General features: G+C 72.7%; 19 protein-coding genes. 5 read left to right on the forward strand and 14 right to left on the reverse strand.

The genetic code is table 11. The annotated features are described in order from the left end of the window. Positions 1 to 17: 17 nt before the first annotated feature. Positions 18 to 758 (reverse strand): SDR family oxidoreductase, encoded by a 741-nt coding sequence (locus ITJ54_RS15465; protein ID WP_194629759.1) that lies wholly within the window; start codon positions 756 to 758, stop codon positions 18 to 20. Between the two features lie 159 nt (positions 759 to 917). Here ITJ54_RS15465 and ITJ54_RS15470 point away from each other — a divergent pair, with 159 nt between their 5' ends. Both ITJ54_RS15470 and ITJ54_RS15475 read left to right on the forward strand, forming a co-directional pair. Beyond that, the gene (locus ITJ54_RS15470; protein WP_194629760.1) at positions 918 to 1,796 is read left to right on the forward strand and encodes a helix-turn-helix domain-containing protein; all 879 of its coding nucleotides are present in this window, start codon (positions 918 to 920) and stop codon (positions 1,794 to 1,796) included. 91 nt (positions 1,797 to 1,887) lie between these two features. Further along, the gene (locus ITJ54_RS15475; protein ID WP_194629761.1) at positions 1,888 to 2,799 is read left to right on the forward strand and encodes an SDR family oxidoreductase; all 912 of its coding nucleotides are present in this window, start codon (positions 1,888 to 1,890) and stop codon (positions 2,797 to 2,799) included. Between the two features lie 148 nt (positions 2,800 to 2,947). Here the strand turns inward: ITJ54_RS15475 and ITJ54_RS15480 are convergent, their stop codons facing one another. From ITJ54_RS15480 to ITJ54_RS15495, 4 genes are all read right to left on the reverse strand, one after another. Next, a complete protein-coding gene (locus ITJ54_RS15480) occupies positions 2,948 to 5,035 on the reverse strand; it encodes an iron ABC transporter permease (protein WP_194629762.1) in 2,088 nt (695 codons plus the stop codon). A 3-nt stretch (positions 5,036 to 5,038) separates the two neighbouring features. Next, on the reverse strand, positions 5,039 to 6,013 hold the full coding sequence (locus ITJ54_RS15485) for an iron-siderophore ABC transporter substrate-binding protein (RefSeq protein WP_194629764.1): 975 nt from the start codon (positions 6,011 to 6,013) through the stop codon (positions 5,039 to 5,041). Beyond that, positions 6,010 to 6,843 carry an ABC transporter ATP-binding protein gene (locus ITJ54_RS15490; protein WP_194629766.1) on the reverse strand — a complete coding sequence of 278 codons (834 nt, stop codon included), beginning with the start codon at positions 6,841 to 6,843 and terminating at the stop codon, positions 6,010 to 6,012. The genes ITJ54_RS15485 and ITJ54_RS15490 overlap by 4 nt, the downstream gene beginning before the upstream one ends. Before the next feature lie 63 nt (positions 6,844 to 6,906). Further along, positions 6,907 to 7,230: a hypothetical protein gene (locus tag ITJ54_RS15495; protein WP_194629768.1), complete on the reverse strand. Its 324-nt coding sequence runs from the start codon at positions 7,228 to 7,230 to the stop codon at positions 6,907 to 6,909. Between the two features lie 229 nt (positions 7,231 to 7,459). On the opposite strand from ITJ54_RS15495, the gene ITJ54_RS15500 reads away from it, so the two are divergent. Continuing rightward, the gene (locus ITJ54_RS15500) at positions 7,460 to 8,137 is read left to right on the forward strand and encodes a TetR/AcrR family transcriptional regulator (protein WP_194629770.1); all 678 of its coding nucleotides are present in this window, start codon (positions 7,460 to 7,462) and stop codon (positions 8,135 to 8,137) included. Between the two features lie 96 nt (positions 8,138 to 8,233). After that, the gene (locus tag ITJ54_RS15505) at positions 8,234 to 8,428 is read left to right on the forward strand and encodes a DUF2795 domain-containing protein (protein WP_194629772.1); all 195 of its coding nucleotides are present in this window, start codon (positions 8,234 to 8,236) and stop codon (positions 8,426 to 8,428) included. 47 nt (positions 8,429 to 8,475) lie between these two features. Here the strand turns inward: ITJ54_RS15505 and ITJ54_RS15510 are convergent, their stop codons facing one another. The 3 genes from ITJ54_RS15510 to ITJ54_RS15520 all read right to left on the reverse strand — a co-directional run bounded on the left by ITJ54_RS15510 (position 8,476) and on the right by ITJ54_RS15520 (position 10,853). Then, positions 8,476 to 9,993, reverse strand: coding sequence for a threonine/serine ThrE exporter family protein (locus ITJ54_RS15510; protein WP_194629775.1), 1,518 nt, complete (start codon positions 9,991 to 9,993; stop codon positions 8,476 to 8,478). A 70-nt stretch (positions 9,994 to 10,063) separates the two neighbouring features. After that, a complete protein-coding gene (locus ITJ54_RS15515) occupies positions 10,064 to 10,318 on the reverse strand; it encodes a hypothetical protein (protein ID WP_194629777.1) in 255 nt (84 codons plus the stop codon). 94 nt (positions 10,319 to 10,412) lie between these two features. After that, positions 10,413 to 10,853, reverse strand: a complete 441-nt coding sequence (locus ITJ54_RS15520) for an OsmC family peroxiredoxin (RefSeq protein ID WP_194629779.1) — start codon at positions 10,851 to 10,853, stop codon at positions 10,413 to 10,415. Between the two features lie 159 nt (positions 10,854 to 11,012). Between ITJ54_RS15520 and ITJ54_RS15525 the strand changes: the two genes are divergently transcribed. Beyond that, a complete protein-coding gene (locus ITJ54_RS15525) occupies positions 11,013 to 12,056 on the forward strand; it encodes an NAD(P)-dependent alcohol dehydrogenase (RefSeq protein WP_194629781.1) in 1,044 nt (347 codons plus the stop codon). A 46-nt stretch (positions 12,057 to 12,102) separates the two neighbouring features. On the opposite strand, the gene ITJ54_RS15530 is transcribed toward ITJ54_RS15525, so the two are convergent. From ITJ54_RS15530 to ITJ54_RS15555, 6 genes are all read right to left on the reverse strand, one after another. Beyond that, positions 12,103 to 12,804 (reverse strand): GntR family transcriptional regulator, encoded by a 702-nt coding sequence (locus ITJ54_RS15530; RefSeq protein WP_323741754.1) that lies wholly within the window; start codon positions 12,802 to 12,804, stop codon positions 12,103 to 12,105. A gap of 35 nt (positions 12,805 to 12,839) precedes the next feature. After that, positions 12,840 to 14,513 (reverse strand): dipeptide ABC transporter ATP-binding protein, encoded by a 1,674-nt coding sequence (locus ITJ54_RS15535; protein ID WP_416354914.1) that lies wholly within the window; start codon positions 14,511 to 14,513, stop codon positions 12,840 to 12,842. Continuing rightward, positions 14,497 to 16,323, reverse strand: a complete 1,827-nt coding sequence (locus ITJ54_RS15540) for a gamma-glutamyltransferase family protein (protein ID WP_194629899.1) — start codon at positions 16,321 to 16,323, stop codon at positions 14,497 to 14,499. Before ITJ54_RS15540 ends, ITJ54_RS15535 begins: the two co-directional genes overlap by 17 nt. Positions 16,324 to 16,399: 76 nt before the next feature. Further along, entirely contained in the window at positions 16,400 to 17,287 is an 888-nt protein-coding gene (locus tag ITJ54_RS15545; protein WP_194629782.1) for an ABC transporter permease, read from the reverse strand. Beyond that, positions 17,284 to 18,237 carry an ABC transporter permease gene (locus ITJ54_RS15550; protein ID WP_194629783.1) on the reverse strand — a complete coding sequence of 318 codons (954 nt, stop codon included), beginning with the start codon at positions 18,235 to 18,237 and terminating at the stop codon, positions 17,284 to 17,286. Before ITJ54_RS15550 ends, ITJ54_RS15545 begins: the two co-directional genes overlap by 4 nt. Further along, positions 18,234 to 19,892 (reverse strand): ABC transporter substrate-binding protein, encoded by a 1,659-nt coding sequence (locus ITJ54_RS15555; protein WP_194629784.1) that lies wholly within the window; start codon positions 19,890 to 19,892, stop codon positions 18,234 to 18,236. Before ITJ54_RS15555 ends, ITJ54_RS15550 begins: the two co-directional genes overlap by 4 nt. Positions 19,893 to 19,916 lie beyond the last annotated feature (24 nt).

The raw sequence follows: 19,916 nt of genomic DNA on the forward strand, positions 1-19,916 counted from the left end.
GACCGCTGCTCGACGCGTCAGCGACCGGGCAGGGTGGCGAGCGACTGCGACCGCTGTTCGAGCAGTCCGGCGTACGTGCCGTCGCGCTCGGCCCAGCGCAGTGCCTGTGCGCGCTCGACGACGACCTCGTGCGGCGTCGGTGTCTGCGTGAGCAGCCCGACGGCCTCGTCGAGGTAGGCGTCGAGCGGCAGGGCGTTCGGGTTCACCTGCTCCTGACCGGCGGTGGCGACCGCCGGTGGGACGAGCTCGGTGACGCCGACGCCCGTGCCGGCGAGCTGGGCGCGGAGGGCCTCGCTGTAGGCGTGGACCGCGGCCTTCGAGGCACCGTAGGACGCCATGAGCGGGAACGGCATGAACGCGATGCCGGAGGTCACGGTCATGAAGTCCCCGTGGCCCTGCGCGACGAGGTGCGGGGTGAAGGCGTCGAGCACGCGGATCGTGCCGAGCAGGTTGACGTCGATCGTGGTCGCCGTGGACGCGGAGTGCGCCGGGTCGCGGAGGTCCTCGAGCAGCATCACGCCGGACATCGTCACGACGAGGTCGAGGTCGGGGTGCGCCGCCAGCACCTCGTCGCGAGCACGGAGGACCGACTCCGGGTCGGTGACGTCGACGGAGACGGTCTCGAGGTCGTCGACCCGGCTGGTGTCGCGGCCACCGACGACGACGGTGGAGCGGGCGTCGGCGAACCGGCCTGCGAGTCCGCGGCCGATGCCGGACGTGCCGCCGACGATCAGGACGGTGCGGTCGTGGATGTCCATGGTGGTGTGCTCCTCTGGTGGGTGGTCCCGTGTGGTGGGTGCTCCTGTGGTGGGACGAGACGATGCTGCGCGCGTCAGCACGAGCGCGGGAGGTCCCCCGTGGTCCAGGGGAGTGACAGGGCACCCCTGGCATCCGGAGTGCTCAGTAGCGTGAGCGGCATGGACGAACCCACGGCGAACCGGCTCGGCGAGTACCTGCTCGCACGGCGCGGTCTCGTCACGCCGGAGCAGGTCGGACTCGCCCCCGGCGGGAACCGACGCGTGACCGGACTCCGGCGCGAGGAGGTCGCGCTGCTCGCCGGGATCAGCCTCGACTACTACCTGCGCCTAGAACGCGGGCGGGACGGCAACCCGTCGGCGCAGGTGCTGGAGTCCCTGGCGCGGGTGCTGCAGCTCGACGACGTGGAGACCGAGTTCCTGCTCGGGCTCGGCGCGACCCGCTCGCGGCCACGACGCCGGCACTCGGCCGAACGCGTGCCGGCACGCCTGCACCAGCTGCTCGCCACGCTCGAGGTGCCGGCGTTCGTCGAGGGACGCCACTTCGACGTCCTGGCCGTGAACCCGCTCGCGACGGCGTTCTCGCCACGCCTGACCCCGGGTGAGAACCGGTTGCGCTCCCTGCTCCTCGACGCCCAGGAGCGCGAGTTCCACGACGACTGGGAGACCGCGACGGCCGATGCGGTCGCGTCCTTCCGGCACACGGTCGGCGACGACGTCACCGACGCCCGAGCGGTCGAGATCGTCGGGGAGCTGTCGATGGCCAGCGCCCGGTTCCGGTCCCTCTGGGCTCGTCAGGACGTCCGCCGGCTCACGGGGAACTCGACCGTCGTCCACCACCCCTCGGTGGGGACCATGCGGATGCACCGCGAGAAGTTCCCGGTCGACGGGCTGCTGTTCGTCGTGTACTACCCGGACACCGACAGCGAGAGCGCCGAGAAGGTCCGCCTCCTGGCGGCGCTGACGACGGGGCGCGGCAGTGCCGGGGACGCACCCGCCGGGGCCGGCGGTCCACGGACGACGCTCGGCGACCGCTCGTGACGGCGCGCGCCTGACGGACCGTGGCCGGTGTGCGCAACCGGGGGACAGCCTCCTGGGCGGTGGGGCGGCCCCGCTGCGTAGCGTGAGCGGCATGACGGACCAGCAGATCGACCAGTACACGATGCAGGACCCGACGAAGCTCTACGCCGACAAGACGCCCGACGAGCAGTACCTCAAGGGTGCCGGCACGGACGCCGAGATGGCGGAGAACGTCCCGGCCGACCACGGTGAGGACACCTACCGCGGCTCGGGCCGACTCCAGGGCCGCAAGGCGCTCATCACCGGTGGGGACTCCGGCATCGGAGCCGCTGTCGCGATCGCCTTCGCCCGAGAGGGTGCCGACGTCGCCATCAACTACCTCCCCGAGGAGCAGGAGGACGCCGACCGCATCGTCTCGCTCATCGAGGCCGCCGGTCGCAAGGCCGTCGCGATCCCGGGCGACATCACGTCGCTCGAGTTCTGCGAGCAGCTCGTCGCGACCGCGGTGCAGGAGCTCGGCGGACTCGACGTCCTGGTGAACAACGCCGGCAAGCAGCAGAACGTCGACGACATCACGAAGATCTCCGACGACGAGTTCGACGAGACCTTCAAGACGAACGTCTACGCGACGTTCCGCATCACGAAGGCCGCCGTCCCGCACCTCAAGCCGGGTTCGACGATCATCAACACGACCTCCATCCAGGCCTACGCGCCGTCGCCGCACCTGGTGCACTACGCGGCCACGAAGGCCACCGTGAACAACCTCGCGAAGGGCCTCGCCGCGCAGCTCGCGCCGAAGGGCATCCGCGTGAACGCCGTCGCGCCCGGGCCGATCTGGACGCCGCTGCAGCCGGCTGGCGGTCAGCCGCCGGAGGCGCTGCCGTCCGCGGGTGAGCAGACCTACCTGGGCCGCTGGGGCCAGCCCGCCGAGCTCGCGCCGGCGTTCGTGTTCCTGGCGAGCGGCGAGTCGTCGTACGTCGTCGGGGAGACGCTCCACGTCGACGGCGGCATGCCGACGCCGTAGCGGTCGCACGCCGGCTGCGTGCCGGCGGCGCTTGCCGGCTGCGTGCCGGCGGCGCTCGATGGTGCGAGGTTCCACTCGCCGTGCTGGGTTCTGTGCCCGCACGGGGTGGGGAACCTCGCACCATTCGCGTTTCGGGGCGCCGCGGCGCTCAGCGCGGGGTGCGGACGAGCAGCCAGATGAAGTACGGCGTGCCGATGACCGCGGTGAGGATCCCCGCGCCGAGCTGTGCCGGCGCGATGACGGTCCGCCCGACGACGTCACCGACGCAGACGAGCACTGCGCCGAGCAGCACGGCCACCGGCACCACAGCGGCGTGCTTCCGGCCGACGAGAGCCCTGGCGGCGTGCGGTGCGACGAGCCCCACGAAGCCGATCGTCCCGACCGCGGCGATCGCCGTCGCGGTGAGCAGCACCGACACCGCGAGGAACCAGAAGCGGGTGCGGGACAGCCGGATGCCGAGCAGGCGCGGGGTGTCCTCGTCGAGGGAGACCAGGTCGAGCTCCCGGCGGCGGACGGCGACGACGACGAGCGACACCACGAGGACGACGGCGACCGGCAGGCAGTCCGCCCAGGTGCGGCCGTAGGTCGATCCGGAGAGCCACGTCAGCGCCTTCGTGGCGTTGAACGGGTCCGTCAGGACGATGACCAGGCTGATCATCGCGGTGAGGCCGGACGAGACACCGATGCCGACGAGCACCAGCCGGTCCTGGCGGAAGCCGCCGCGGGCAGCGAGCCCGAACACGACCGCGGCGGCGACGGCGGCGCCGAGGAACGCCCCGCCCGCCGTGGTCCACGTGCCGACGACGGGCACCGCGGTCACGACGACGACGGCGCCGAGGCCCGCGCCGCTCGAGACCCCGAGCACGCCGGGGTCGGCCAGCGGGTTCCGTGTGACGGCCTGCACGACCGTGCCGGCGAGCGCGAGGGCGGCTCCGGCCAGCAGCGCGGCCGACACCCGTGGCACCCGGGTGTCGAGGATGAACGAGATCGCCTGGTTCGCCCGCCCGGTGAGCCAGTTCGTGACGTCGCCGAGGAGCAGCTTCGCGTCGCCGAGCAGCACCGACGCGATGACCACCCCGACCAGGACCACGACGAGGGACACGATGACGACGGGCACGGTCCACCGACCGGGGACGCGGGAGCCGTCGAGCTGCCCGGACTGACCGGAGTCGCGGGTGCGGAGGGCCATCACGACCAGGACGACCGCACCGACGACGCTCGTCACGACGCCGGTCGGCACCGCGGTCGCCGCGTCGCCGTGGACCACCGCCCGGAGCAGGACGTCGGACGCGAGCACGATGCCGGCGCCGACGAGCCCGGCGACCGGGAACGCCGCCCACGACCGGTGCAGGGTCGGGAAGCGCCGGGCGAGCGGCCGGACGAGCGCAGGGGCGGAGAGACCGACGAAGCCGATCGGGCCGGCGATGGTGACCGCCGCCGCCGACAGCACGACGGCGAGCACGATCGCGACGACGCGGGTGCCGTGCACGGGGACGCCGAGTCCGCGCGCCGTGTCGTCGCCGAGCGCCAGGGCGTCCACCCGGCGGGACACGAGGACGAAGCCGGCGACGCCGACGGCCAGGAACGGCAGCATGGGCACGAGCCCGCCGAAGCCGTTCTGCGCGATCCCGCCCTGGCTCCACGCGTACATCCCCTGCGTCTCCTGCGGGAACAGCAGGACGAGGGCGTTCGTCACCGCACCGAGTCCGAGCGCCAGGGCCGACCCGGCGAGGACCAACCGGACGGTCCCGCTGCCGAGCCCGGAGAGCGCGAGCACGACCGCCGCGGCGCCGAGGCCGCCGAGGAACGCCAGGCCGGACTGCGCCAGGACGCCGAACCCGATGCCGGAGACGGACCCGAGCCCGAGCGCGAGGTAGGCGCCCGCGTTGACGGCCAGCGTGTCGGGGGACGCGAGGACGTTCCGGGTGACGGCCTGCATCGCGGCGCCGGCCACGCCGAGGGCCACGCCGACCAGGAGCCCCGCGACCATCCGCGGCAGGCGGGAGGCCACGACGACCGATGCGTCTGCGCGGTCGGCGTTGCCCGTGACGGCCTTCCACAGCGCACCCGGCCCGACGTCCGCCGTTCCCTGCGTGACGTCGATCGCCGCGAGGAGCGCGACGACGACGAGGCCGCCGAGCAGCAGCGCGACACCGAGTGGGACGCGCCGGGTCGGGCCGCCTGCGGGACGACCGGCGCGCTGGACGGCGCGGACCGGCGCCGAGGTCTCGACCACCCGCTACTTCGTGACCGCGGTGACGGCGGCGTCGACGTAGGCCTCCATCGAGCCGGGGCCGCCGAACATCCAGATGCCGTCGTCCAGGCGGTGGACGGCGCCCCGCTCGACGAACGGCAGCGACTTCCACACGTCGTTCGACGCCAGGGTCTTCGCGAAGACGTCGTCACCGTCCACGTCGTTGCCGATGTACAGGAACGTGGTGTCGTCGGGCAGCGCGGTGAGGCCCTCGACGTCGGTCGACCCGAGGCCGTACGCCGCGTCGCCGGTGATGGTCCACGCGTTCTCGAGACCGATCGCGGTGTTCACGGCGCCGATCGCGGAGGTCTTCGTGTACGGACGGATCGTCACCTGGTTCGAGAGCACGTACGCGTCGGCGAAGGCCACCTTCGTGTCGGCCTTGCCCGCGTCGGCGAGCTTCTTCTTGGCGTCCTCGAGCTTCGACTCGAACCCCTTCCACACCGTCGTCGCCTTCGCGGTGGTGCCGGTCGCCGTCGCGATGAGGTCGAGCGTCTTCTTCATGTTCGCGAGCTGGTCCTTGCCTTCGGCGGACTCCACCACGAGCGTCGGGGCGATCTTCCGGAGCTGCGTGATGACCGAGGACTTCAGCGAGGTCGTCGCCACGATGAGGTCGGGTGCGATCGAGGCGATGGTGTCCGTGCTCGGCTCACCGCGCGTGCCGATGTCCTCCGGGTCACCCGTGAGCGGCACGGCGGAGTCCCACGCCGAGTAGCCCTTGACGTCGGCCACCCCGGCCGGTGCGACACCGAGGGTCTCGAGGTCCTCGACGACGTTCCACTCGGTCCCGACCACCTTCTTCGCGGCGCCGTCGAGCGTCACCTTCGTGCCCGTGGCGTCGGTGACGGTGATCTTCGACGCCGCGGAGGTCGGGTCGGTCGCAGCCTGGGTCGCGCCGCAGGCGGTCAGGCCGATCGCGACGGAGACGGCGACGGCGGTGGCGGTGAGGAGGCGCTTCATGAGCTGCTGTGGAGCCTTTCGGTGCGGGTGTGGTGCCGGCCGACCGCGCGGGTGCGCAGGCGTCCGGTGGAGGGGTCGTGGTCGACGTCGATCCGGATGCCGTAGACGGCCGACAGCCCGTCGGAGGTGAGGACCTCCGCCGGGGTGCCCTCGGCGACGACGACCCCGGCCTCGAGCAGGACGACGCGGTCAGCGACGGCTGCGGCCTGGTCGAGGTCGTGCAGGACCACGCCGACGGCGATGTGCCGCTCGTCGGCCAGGTCGCGGATCAGGTCGAGGAGCTCCACCTGGTAGCGGAGGTCGAGGTAGGTGGTCGGCTCGTCGAGCAGCAGGACGCCGGTCTCCTGCGCCAGGCAGCTCGCCAGCCAGACGCGCTGCAGCTGTCCGCCGGAGAGCTGGTCGACGTGGCGGTCGGCGAGGTCGCGCAGGCCGGTGACGTCGAGGGCGTGCTCGACGACCGCCGCCCCGTCGGGGTCGGACCCGCCGAAGCGCGAGCGGTAGGGGTGGCGGCCGAACGCGACGACGTCGCGGATGCGCAGGCCGCCGGGCGTCGGCCGGCCCTGGGTGAGGAGCGCGACGCGCTGCGCGAAGGCCTTCGGCGAGAGCGCGAGGCAGTCGACGGCGGCCTCGGTCGCGCCGTCGTGCAGCGTCACGGAGCCGCTCCGCGCCGACTGCAGTCGTGCGATCGTCCGCAGCAGGGTGGACTTGCCCGACCCGTTCGGTCCGACGAGGGCGGTCACGCGGCCGGCGACGAGCTCCAGGGACGCGCCGTGCACGACCGCGTCACCCTGGTAGGCCACGGTGACGGCATCAGCTCGGAGATCGACCACGCAGTAAGGTTAGCCTAACCTTCCCGCCGCCCCGCAAGCGCGGGCTGCTCGGACGTGCTGGTCTCAGCCCGAGACACCGCAGGTCCGCGCCATGGCCTCGAGCAGTTCGCGGGCGGACATCGCGGCAGCCAGCTCGATCTCGACCGGGTTGATCCCGAACGCCCGCTCGAGCTCGCGGCGGCGTGCCTGGTCGGCCACGGGCACCTCGGGCCGCTGCGGCAGCACGGCGATCGCGTGGGCGGCGGCCTCGAACGCACCGTGCGGTCGGCCGAGCTGCTCCCACATGGTGCGGACGTCGTGCGCGACCTGGTCGGAGTCGCCGCCGAACTCGAAGCCGGCGGACGCCATGGTGGCCAGTCCCTGGGCGATGGGGTCGATCGGGGTCATGTCGGCATGCTCACACACCCGTCCGGGGACCCGCCAGGACCCTGACGGGGTCGTGCACGGTGCTGTCCTCCTTCCGCACGCCCCCCGGACCGGGGATGCTGCTCGGCCCCGGAACGCGGTTGACTTGCCCAGCCGCCCGTCCTGGGTCGGCCATGCGGACAGGACGTCCGCGGATCGGACACGGGCCACGACGACGTCGGCTCGGTGTCCCGGATCGACGGAGGGCACGATGCTCGAAGACACCAGCGCGGACACCGCGGCAGCTGCCGCCGCGGCCGCGACCCTGCACCTGCGGATCACGATCGTGGGTGCCACCGTCGACCTGCTCCGGGACGTCCCCTTCCACGAGGCCCGTCCCGACGACGTGGCCGACCGGCTCGCGATCAGCGTGGACGAACTGCGCCAGCACTTCCCGTCGTGGGACGGCCTCGTGCTCGCCGCGCTCGACCGCTGGAACGGCACGCGGATGGACGACGTCACCCAGGACGTCGGGAGGAACGGCACGACCGTCGAGCTCCTCCGCGCCATCGTCGCGTCGAACGCCGAGGACCCCGCGCTCATGCGCCTGCTCGTCGCGCTGCTCTCGGTCGCCGGCAACCCCGCGCACCCGATGTCGACCTACCTGCGCTCCCGCTACCAGCTCTTCTTCCTGCAGATCAAGCGCGGGCTCGAGCACGACATCGCCGTCGGCCGTGCGCCGCACACGATGGACCCGCGCCGCGGGGCGGAACAGCTCATCGCGCTCTACGAGGGGCTGCAGCTGCAGGCCCTGCTGCGTGCCGACCTCGACCTGGTGCCGGCGTTCGACCGCTCCGTGGCGCGGCTCGAACGCGGGTGGATGGAGCGGTACGAGCCCCAGGCCGCCCGCCGGCTGTCGACCTGGGCCGACGACGGCTGGGACATCTGACGCGACACCCCGAGCGCCACTGGCCGCAGGACGCGCTGCTGGCAGGGCGACGAGGGTGCGCCGGGTACGACGGGACCTCCAACGGAAGGAACCGCCATGGCAGCACCGAACCCGATCCAGGTCCAGAAGTTCCTGAGCGGCATCGAGTACCCGGCGTCGAAGGACGACATCGTCACGACGGCCGAGGAGGAGGGTGCGGACTCCGACGTCCTCGACGCCCTCAAGCAGCTCCCGGACCAGGAGTACGACGGCCCGACGGCCGTGTCGAAGGCCGTCTCCGACGCCGGCTGACCAGCGTCACCCCACGGACGGTCCTCCGCGGGTCCCGTCGCCCGCTGTCAGGGTGTCCGGGACCCCCGGGGGACCGTCCCGTTCCCGGGGTCGTAGCCCGTGTCGCGCAGCACCCGGATCGCCGTGGTGTCGCTGTGCACCGACTGCACGTGCACCCGCCGCGACCGCCGGAGTGCCCGTCGTGCGCCGGGCGTCGCGAAGAGCGACCCGAGCACGAGTCCGGCGCCGATGCCGAGCGCGACGGAGACGGCCGCGACGAAGTCCAGTGCGGCGCTCGACGTGCCGGACATGAAGTTCAGCAGGGCGTTCGACACGGCGACACCGGGCAGCAGCGCCCCGCAGAACGCCGGCACGGAGATCGCGGAGACCGCCGTCCGCATCCGGACCGCGGCGTACGTCGACAGCACGCCGAGCAGCACCGCCGCCACGAAGGTCGCCCCGAGCAGCGGCAGCCCGAGCTGGCGCAGCCCCCACAGCGCCGCCGCCGCGGCCACCGAGAAGACGACGGCGACCGGGATCACCCGCGCGCTCGCCTGCTGCACGAAGCAGTTCGCCGCTGCCGACACGACGGTCAGCGACAGCGACGCCCAGAGCGGCAGGGTCTGCGTGACGATGCCCGACGGGTCCACCTCGAGGTGCAGCCACTTCGTCATCGCGATGCCCGCCGGCACCCCCACGACGATCGCGGCGATGACCAGCCCGATGTAGAACGCGCGGGCGACGGCCATCGCCCGGAAGCCGGAGATCGCGTCCTGCGCCCAGGTCACGAGCGACACGTGCGGCAGCAGGAGCACCACGAGGGCCGCGACCATCGTGGCAGCGCCCGTCGGCTGCAGGACCCCGGCGCCGATGGCGAGCGTGCCGATCACCGACGCGACCGCGCCCTGCGCTCCGGACACGAAGAACTGCGGGTAGCCCCGGCCGGTCAGCCACCGTCCGGAGACGATGATGCCGAGCATCAGCACGAACGCCCCGACGCCGGCACGCCAGCCACCGCCGGCCTGCATCGCGATCGAGGTCCCGAGGATCGACAGCCCGACGTCGGCGATCCACGTCGGCCACCGCGAGGGCATCCGCAGCACGGCGACGAGCGCGCTCACGGCCGAGGTCATGTCGCGTTCGTCGTGGATGACGTCGTCCACGATCTGGTTCGCCCACGCCAGCCGGTTCAGGTCGGAGCCGTCGGACCGCACGGTGCGCATCTTGACCAGCACCGGGCCGTCGGACGGTGCGTACTGGATCGTCACCGAGCTGCCGGTGAAGTCGAGCTCCAGCGGCGCGAGGTTCCACTTCGTCGCGACGGCGACCAGCGCGATCTCGACGCTCCTGGTGTCGGCGCCGGAGGCCAGCATCACCTCGGCGACGTCGAGGCAGAAGTCGACGATCTGCACGGCCGTGTACTGCGCGGCGGCCTGGCGGTCCGGTTCGACGTGCTCGTAGATCGAGCCACGGAGCCGGGCGCGGATGTCGCGGAGGTCGTGCTGGGCGACGCTCCTGGCACGGGGGCGGTGCGGAGGACGCGGAGGGCGGCCCGTCCGGGGAGCAGGGTGGAGCGGGTCGGGCATCACGCCATTGTGCCTGGCCGACGGACGCGAGTCCGCACGTCCGCTGGACGGGCTGCGCAGTCCGGTTGCGTCAGCGTCGGCGACGGACGCTGAGTCGGCCGGCCGCGAAGGCAGCGACGACCGCGCCCGTCACGGCGACGGTCACCCCGATCACGACCGGCCAGTTGGTCGTGCCGGCCACGAAGGCGTAGTCGGTCAGCGGGGCGTAGGCGAACCACCCGGTCGGGATCCGACGATGCGTGACGGCCACCACGGTCCCGACGACCGTGGTCACCAGGCCGAGCCACAGTGCGACGTGCGTCCAGGTCTGCCGCGGTCCAGTCACGGCCACGAGCGTAGCCGCCGGGGGCGACCCCAGGACGGACTGGAGGCCCGGTGCCAGCTGGCACCGAGCCTCCAGTCCGTGGGGGTGGTGCGGACTACTGCTCGAGCGTCGCGTTCAGCGTGATCTCGACACCGGTCAGCGCCTTGCTGACGGGGCAGGTCGCCTTGGCGTCCTGCGCTGCCTTCTGGAAGGTGGCCTCGTCGACGCCGGAGATCTCGCCGTTGACGGTGAGGACGATGCCGGTGAGCTTGAAGCCGCCGGCGCTGTCCGGGCCGAGCGAGACGTCGGCCTTGACGTCGAGGGCCTCGACGGTGCCGCCGGCCTCGCCGAGGATCGCGGAGAACTGCATCGCGTAGCAGGCGGAGTGCGCTGCGGCGATGAGCTCCTCGGGGCTGGTGGTGCCGTCGGCGTCCTCGGCGGCGCGCTTCGGGAAGGAGACGTCGTAGGTGCCGACCTTGGAGCTGGAGAGTTCGACCTGGCCGGAGCCGTCGTTCAGTCCGCCGTTCCAGGCGGTGCGAGCGGTGCGCGTGGGCATGGCAGTCCTTTCGTCGTGGGGGTGGGGCCGATCGGACCCGCCGGAGCCGAGTCAATCGGAGAACGGTCGTTCTCGCAACCGTTCTCGGGGAAGACGCAGCATCGGGAGGAGTGCGACGGGGGCGGGAAGGCAGATGAGCAACAGGTGTAGCTTTGGATCATGCGCGCCGTCGTGTTCGAGCAGTACCAGACCTTCCCGTCCCTGCAGGACGTCCCCAAGCCCACGCCGGGTCCGGGGGAGGTGTTGCTCAAGGTCGCCGGAGCCGGCGCGTGTCACTCCGACGTCGCCGTGTACCGCGAGTTCCAGGCGGGGCAACCGGGCGCGCAGGCCCCCGCGTTCACGCTCGGCCACGAGAACTCCGGCTGGGTCGAGTCCGTGGGCGAGGGCGTCTCGGGCTTCACCCCGGGCGACGCCTACCTGGTCTACGGCCCGGTCGGCTGCGGGCACTGCCGGTACTGCTCGAAGGGGCAGGACACCTACTGCGAGAACGCCGCGACGAACCCGTACATGGCCATCGGCCTTGGTCGCGACGGCGGCATGGCGGAGTACGTGACGGTCCCGGCCCGGAACCTCGTGCCGCTCGGCGAAGCGGACCCGGTCGCCGCAGCCCCCCTCAGCGACGCGGCCCTGACGCCGTACCACGCGATCAAGAACGCGCTCCCGAACCTGGCGGGCGGCGGGAAGCACGCGCTGGTCGTCGGCCTCGGCGGCCTCGGGCAGATCGCCGTCCAGATCCTCACCGCGCTGACCGGCGCGACCGTCATCGCGACGGACATGAAGGAGGACGCGATGGCCCGCGCTGCCGAGCGTGGCGCCGTGACGGTCCCCGGCGGTCCGGACCAGGCGGACCGGATCCGGGAGATCACGGGCGGCAAGGGCGTCGACGCGGCGTTCGACTTCGTCGGTGCGACCCCGACCGTCAAGCTCGCGCAGGCGTCGATGGCCGTCGGTGGCCGGTTCACGGTCGTCGGCATCGCGGGTGGCACCACCGAGTGGAACTTCTTCTCGACGCCCTACGAGTCGACGATCACGAACACGTACTGGGGCACGATCGAGGACCTGCACGACGTCGTCGCGATGTACCGCGCGGGCCAGATCGTGCCGGACATCGAGCGGTACTCCCTCGACGACGCGCTCGAGGCGTACCGCAAGCTGGAGGCCGGAGAGCTGTCTGGGCGTGCGGTGGTCGTGCCGACGCTCTGACGCCCCGCGCCCTGCGCCCCGGCTCGGGTCAGCGGCGCGACGCCCGTCAGGACGGTGCAGCGCTGCTGCTGACGACCGCGCTGGCCCGGTCCGACGACCGGGCCGCGTAGCCGACGCGGCTCTGCCGGACGTGCGACGCCATCGTGGCCGCGGCGGCGTCCACGTCCCCGGCGTCGATCGCGGACAGGATCCGTCGGTGCTCGGGCCAGAGCCGTGCCCCGCGCGAGAACGTGTCCATCGCGTAGAGCCACTCGATCTTGCGCGAGAGCTGCCGCAGCAGGGTGGCGAGCGTCGTGCTGCCGGAGAGCTCGGCGACGAGCAGGTGGAAGCGCTCGTTGAGGTCGACGAGCAGCTCGAGCTCGTCGTGCTCCACGGCGGCGTCCCCGGCGTCGAGCACCTCGCCGAGCTCCCGGCGGACCCGCCACCAGTCCTCGGGCAGGGCGTCGCCGTCGAACAGTGTCCTGGCGCGGGTCGCTGCACGCCGGGCCGTGGCGACCTCGAGTGACTCCCGCACCGCGAACAGGTCGTCCGCCTCGTCGAAGGGGATCGCGGCGATGCGCGAGCCCACGTTCGGCTGCGACACGACGAAGCCCTCGCCCTCGAGCCCGCGCAGCGCCTCGCGCACCGGCACCCGGGAGACGCCGTAGCGCTCGGCCAGGAACGCCTCGGTCACCCGGGTGCCGGGCAGCAGGTCGCCCGCCACGATGTCGCGGCGGATCGCGTCGAGGACCCCGGCTCCGTTCAGCACGGGGCCAAGCGTCCCACAACCGGCCGGGACGCTCGTCACACCGCGCTCTCCGCGAGGGACCGGCCCGGGATCGCGTCGAGCAGGTCCTTCGTGTACTGCTGCTGCGGGTCGTCGAACACCGCGGCGACCGAGCCCCGTTCGACGACCTGTCCGCGCCGCATCACCACGACGTCGTCCGCGATCCGTCGGACCACCCCGAGGTCATGCGTGATGAACAGGTAGCTCAGCCCGAGTCGGTCCTGCAGGTCGTCGAGCAGCGCGAGGATCTGCTCCTGCACGAGCACGTCGAGCGCGGACACGGCCTCGTCGAGGATGAGCAGCTCCGGTTCGAGCGCCAGCGCCCGGGCGATCGCGACACGCTGCCGCTGCCCGCCGGAGAGCTCGTTCGGCCGGAGCTGGGCGACGCTGCGGGGCAGGGCGACCTGGTCCAGCAGGGTGGCCACGCGTTCGGTGCGCGCCGCCCGGTCGCCGATGCCGAACACCCGCAGCGGTTCGTCGATGACCCGCTCGATGGTCGACGTCGGGTCGAGCGACCCGTACGGGTCCTGGAACACGGGCTGCACCCGACGACGGACGCCCCGCCGCTCGGCCCCGCGAGCGCTGCCGATCGACAGCCCGTCGACCAGGGCGCTGCCGGACGTCGGTGCCTCCAGGCCGAGCACGATCCGGGCCACGGTCGTCTTCCCCGACCCGGACTCCCCGACGACGGCGGTGGTCGTCCCACGGCGGACCGCGAACGACACCCCGTCCGCCGCCCGCAGCGTCCCCGCGCCACGACCGCGGATCCGGTACTCCTTCACCAGGTCCGACACGACGAGGATCGGCTCCCCGGTCACGGTCGGCGCCGGCGGCAGCCCGGACAGGGCCGGTGCGGCCGCGATGAGCCGCTTGGTGTACTCGTGCTGCGGGTTCCGCAGGATGTCCCCCGGCGCGCCCTGCTCGACGACCTCGCCGTCGAGCATCACGACCACCCGGTCGGTCCGGTCCGCTGCGACCCCGAGGTCGTGCGTGACGAACAGCAGCGTCGTGCCGTGCTGGTCGACGAGCGTCTGCAGGTGGTCGAGGATCTGCCGCTGCACCGTCACGTCGAGCGCGCTCGTCGGCTCGTCCGCGATGAGCAGCTCCGGCTGGCGGGCCAGCGCGATCGCGATGAGGATGCGCTGCCGCATGCCACCGGAGAACTCGTGCGGGAACTGGTCCGCGCGCCGGCTCGCCTCCGGGATGCCGGCCTCGGTCATCAGCGCCACGACGCGCTCGCGGAGCGTGGACCGCCCGCGCATCCCGCCGGCACGCAGCGTGTCCGCGATCTGCGCCCCGACCCGCATCGAGGGGTTCAGGTTCGTCGACGGGTCCTGCGGCACGAGTCCGATCCGGCCGCCGCGCACCCGTCGCATCGCCGACTCGTCGGCACCCGCCACGTCGAGGTCCCCGAGCCGGATCGACCCGCCCGTGACGTGTCCGGCGCCCGGCAGCAGCCGCAGCACCGCTGCGATGAGCGTCGACTTGCCCGAGCCGGACTGGCCGACGATCGCGACGCGCTCGCCGCGGCGGACGTCGAGGTCGACCCCGTGCAGCACCTCGGTGCCGCCGAACGCGACCCGCAGGTCGCGCACGGAGAGCAGGGGGTCACCGGGGACGGCCGGGAGGCTCGGCTCGCGTCCGTCGGTCGTCGTCCGGTCGGTCATCGGTGCGTCAGCGTCCCGTGGCATGTCCCTGGGCTCCTCTCGGGTTGGCGGCGGCGCCGAGGACGCCGGTGGCGGGGTCCCGCGTCACGCAGGACAGGCGGCCGAGCGACCAGTCGCCGGCGCGGGTGACGACGTGGCCGAGCGCCTCGAGGCCGGCGATCACCTCGTCGCCGAGGCGGTCCTCGACCACCAGGCCACCGGGCGTCCACGTGCGCGGCCAGAACGAGCCCGGGAACGACGTCGTGTGCAGCGCGGGGGCGTCGATGGCCTGCTGCGGGCTGTACCCGCCGACGATCGTGCGGAGCAGGAACAGCAGCTGCCACTGGTCCTGCTGGTCACCACCCGGGGAGCCGAGCGCCATGACGGGTGCGCCGTCGCGGAGCACCAGGGTCGGCGTGAGGGTCGTCCGCGGACGCTGGCCGGGGCGCAGCGTCGACGCGGTGCCCTCCTCGAGCCAGACCATCTGCAGGCGGGTGCCGAGGCAGAAACCGAGCTCGGGGATCGTCGGCGAGGACTGCAGCCAGCCGCCGGACGGGGTGGCGCTGATCATGTTGCCCCAGCGGTCGACGACGTCGATGTGGACCGTGTCGCCCCGGGTCTCACCGGTCTCCATCACGATCGGCTCGCCGCGGTCCTCGGTCAGGGCGTCGTCCTCGGCCGGGGCCGCGACCGCGGTCCCACGTGCGCCCGGCACGGTCGGCTCCCCGACGCCGGCGACCGGTTCGCCCCTCGGCGTGTACGTCTCGCGGAGCGGCGGGAGCGCCCCGGCGGGGACGGACACCGACCCTGGACGGAGCTCGTGCGAAGCGCGCTCGCCGATGAGGGCGCGGCGCTCGTCGGAGTACGCGTCGGAGAGCAGCTCGGCCATCGGGACGTCGCCGTCGCCGTAGTACGCCTCGCGGTCGGCGATGGCGAGCTTCTGCGCCTCGACGATCGTGTGAGCACCGGCGACGGTGGACGGGTCGAGCAGGGCGTCGTCGAGCGGGTCGAGCAGCCGCAGCGTCTGGAGCAGCGCCGGCCCCTGCCCCCACGGTCCGGTCTTCGCGATCGTGCAGCCGCGGAACTCGGCCGTCGTCGCCTGTTCGTACGAGGCCCGGAACGCGGCGAGGTCGTCGGCCCGGATGACCCCGGCGTGGTCGGTGCCCGAGGCGTGGCGGTGCGGGGTCCGCACGAAGCGGTCGATCGCCTCGGCCACGAACCCGGTCGCCCAGGCGACCCGCGCGGCGTCGATGCGGCGGACGCGTCCGTCCGCGTCTGCCCCGTCCTGACCGGAGCCGGCGTCGACGAGGCGGTCGAGGACGGCGGCCCACGTCTCGTTCCGGACGACGTCCCCGGCGACCGGCACCGAGCCTCCCGGCATCCACCGGTCGGCGGAGGACGGCCAGTGGTCGCGGAACAGGCTCTGCACCGTCGCGATCGTCGCGGCCACGCGCGGCGCGACCGGGTGGCCGTCGCGGGCGTACCCGACGGCCGGCGCGAGGACGTCGGCGAGTTCCCACGTGCCGTGGTCGCGGAGCAGCAGGAGCCAGGCGTCGACGGCGCCCGGGACGGCGGCGGCGAGTGCCCCGGCGCCGGGGACCAGGTCGAGGCCCTCGGCACGGAAGTGCTCCGGTGTCGCGCCGGCAGGTGCCGGACCCTGACCGGACAGCACGGTGGGGGTCGGGTCGTCCGCGGTCGCGAAGACCGCCGTCATGTCGCCGCCGGGACCGTTCAGGTGCGGTTCCACGACGTGCAGGACGAACGCGCCGGCGACGGCGGCGTCGAAGGCGTTGCCGCCGCGCTCCAGGACGGACTGTGCGGTGGCGGTCGCGGTCCAGTGGGTCGACGCGGCCATGCCGAACGTGCCCAGGAGGTCCGGGCGGGTGGTCTCGACGCTCGGTTCGACGAAGGCGGGGTTGGTGCTCACGGTGTCACTTCCGGTCGGAGGCGGTGGGGTCGAGGGCATCGCGCAGGGCGTCCCCGAACAGGTTGAAGCCGAGGCAGATCACGGCGATGGCGATGCCGGGGACGACGGCGGCCCACGGCGCCTGGCCGAGGTACTGCTGCGCGTCGGAGAGCATGATGCCGAGGCTCGGGGTGGGCGGCTGGATGCCCAGGCCGAGGAAGGACAGCAGCGCCTCGCCGATCACGGCGACCGGCATGATCACCGTCGCCTGCACGATGATCGCCGACACGCAGTTCGGCAGCACGTGCTGCGCGATGATCCGGGCGCCGCCGGCGTCGAGCGTCTTCGCGCTCGTGACGAAGTCGGCGCTCGTGATGCGGAGGGTCTCGCCACGGACGATGCGGATCATCGCCGGCACGTGCGAGACGCCGATCGCGATCACGGCGTTCGACAGGCTCGGACCGCTGATCGCGGCGAGCCCGACGGCGATGATCAGGAACGGGAACGCGAGGGCCACGTCGGTCAGGCGGGAGATGACCGCGTCGAGCCACTTCCAGTACCCGGCGAGCAGGCCGAGTGGCGTGCCGATGACGACGGACACCAGGACGGACAGGGCGCCGACGACGAGCGAGACCTGCACGCCGTAGAGCGTGCGGGACAGGATGTCGCGTCCCAGGTCGTCGGTGCCCAGGCCGAACCCGACCGTGAACGGCACCTGGAACGGCAGGTCGAAGTGCGTGGCGGTGGGGTCGTGCGGGGCGACGAGCGGTGCGGTGACCGCGGCGAGGACGACGACCGCGAGCATGACGCCCCCGGTCAGGCCCAGGCGGTTCGCGCGGACCTGCCGCCAGACACGGCCACGGCTGGAGCCGAGGTCGAACGCGGCGGCCTCGGTCGGGGTGAGCGTGGTCATGCGGTCCCTCCCACGCGGATCTTCGGGTTGATGACGGAGTAGAGGACGTCGACGGCGAAGTTGATGAGCACGTAGCCCAGCGTGATGACGAGGACGACGGCCTGGATCACCGGGTAGTCGCGGGTGAACACCGAGTCGAGCGTGAGCTTGCCGAACCCGGGCAGGGCGAAGATGCGCTCGGTGACGACGGCGCCCGAGATGAGCCCGCCGAGCTGCAGGCCGACGATCGTGACGACCACGATCATCGAGTTCCGCAGGCCGTACCGGAACAGCACCCGGCCACGGGAGAGGCCCTTCGCCCGGGCGGTCCGGACGAAGTCGGTCTTCATCGTCTCGATCATCGACGCCCGGGTCTGCCGCATGATCACGGCCGCCAGGGACGTGCCGAGGATGAGCGCCGGGAGCGTCAGGTGGTACAGCGCACTGAGTGGGTTCGTCGTCATCGCGACGTAGCCCGAGGCGGGGAACCACCCGAGCCCGGCCGCGAGCCAGACGATCGCCAGGATGCCGAGCCAGAAGTTCGGCACCGACAGGCCGACGAGTGCCGCGGCGTTCGCCATCCACTCGGGCCAGCGGCCGCGGTACCGCTCGGCCAGGGTGCCGAGGGCGACACCGACCACGACCGCGACGACGATCGCGTAGAGCGCGAGCCACAGCGTGACCGGGAGCGTCGCCCCGAGGAGCTCGGTGACGGGGGTGCCGGTGCGGGTCGAGCGGCCGAGGTCGCCCTGCAGCGCGTTGACGACGAACCGCCAGTACTGCACGACGATCGAGTCGTCGAGGCCGAGGGACGCCCGGACCGCTGCGAGGCGGGCGGGGCTCGCCTCCTCCCCGGCGAGGGCGAGTGCCGGGTCGCCCGGCAGCTGCCGGACGCCGACGAACACCACGATCGACGCGAGCACGAGGGTGAGCACCGCCTGCCAGAGGCGGGTGGTCACGTAGCGGATCACTTGTCGGTCCCTTCCACGAACGCGGCCTGGCTGAGCCGGACCACGCCGTCCGCGTACGTCGAGACGCCCGCGACGTCGTCCCGGACCCCGGTGATGCTCCGGGTCCGGTACAGGTAGATGATCGGGTCGTCGCGCTGCACCAGCTCGGTCATCTGCCCGTACAGGTCGGCGCGCTCCTGCTCGTCGGTGGCCTGTGCGGCCCGGTCGATCAGGTCGTCGACCTCGGGGTCGCTGTAGCCGGCGTAGTTGTTGCCGCCGCCGGTCGCCAGGAACCCGCCGATGTTGCCGTGCGGGTCCACACGACCCGACCAGCCGAGCTGCAGCGCCTGGAAGTCGCCGCGGGTCTGGTCGTCGAGCAGCGTCGTGTACTCCACCGGGGTGATCGTGATCGCGAAGCCGCCGGCCCGGGTCTGCGCCTGCAGCGCCTGGGCGAACCGGACCGTGTCGGGGGTGTTCGTCACCTCCATCTCGATCGGGAACGGCTGCTGTACGCCGGCCTTCCGCAGGATCTCCTTCGCGGCGTCCGGATCGTAGGCGGGGCAGGCCTTGCTGGCGTCGCTCGCGAAGATGCTCGTGTCCGGCACCGGGGAGCACGCGACGTCCGCCCAGCCGTGGAACACGCTCTGCACGAGCTCGGCGCGGTTGATCGACATGGACAGCGCTCGCCGGACGTCCGCGCGCTCCGCCAGCGGGGTGTCGATCTGCCGCGGGTCGGTGCCGACGCCGTCCTGGTTGCCGATGTTCACCGTGATGCCCTGGTACCCGAGCGACCCGGTGCGCAGGACGGTGAGGTCCTCCCGCTTCCGCAGGTCGTCGACGTCCTGGGTGGAGATCGTGTCCGCGACCTGCACGTCGCCCGACCGGAGGTTCGCGGCGCGGATGCTGGCGTCCGTGATGATCCGGTAGGTGATCGTGTCGAAGTGCGCGGACTCGGTGTCGTAGTAGGCGGGGTCCTTCTCGACCTGGATCGAGGTCTGCGGCACGCGCTTGACGAACTTGTACGGGCCGACGCACACCGGGGCGTCCCCGAACGCGTCGCCCTCACGCTCGAGCGCGGTCGGCGACATCACCATGCCGGCACGGTCCGCGAGCGCTGCGGTGATCGGCGCGAACGGGGTGTCGTAGCGCAGCCGCACGGTGTGGTCGTCGACCGCCGTGACGTCGGACACCGGGCCCATCTCGCTCTTCCGGCTCGAGTCGGCCTTGGTGAGGTTCCGGTCGAGCGTGGTCACGACGGCCGCCGCGTCGAACGGGGTGCCGTCGGCGAACCGGACGCCGGTGCGCACGGGGAACGTGACCGTCTTCCCGCCGTCGGAGACCGTCGGCAGCGCCGTCGCGAGCATCGGGACGATCGCCCCCTCGTCGTCGATGTCGTAGAGCTTCTGGCACATCGTCTCCATGACGTACCGGGTGTACAGCGACGACGAGGTCGTGGGGTCGAGGCGGTCCGGCTCCGCGGAGAGGGCCATCACGAGGTCACCGCCCTCGCGGACCTGCCGGTCGCCGATCGGTGCGGTGGTGACGGTGCCGGCGGTCGTGCCGCCGGCCTTCGAGCGTTGGACGGGCACGCAGGCGGTCAGCGCGAGCGTGGCGGCGATGACGATGGCGGGCAGGGCGACGAGGACGCGGCGACGTCGGGGAGTGGTCGAGGACATGTGTTCCTGATGCGATGGAGGTCG

It is taken from the genome of Curtobacterium sp. VKM Ac-2865 (assembly GCF_015350905.1).
GTDB lineage: Bacteria > Actinomycetota > Actinomycetes > Actinomycetales > Microbacteriaceae > Curtobacterium.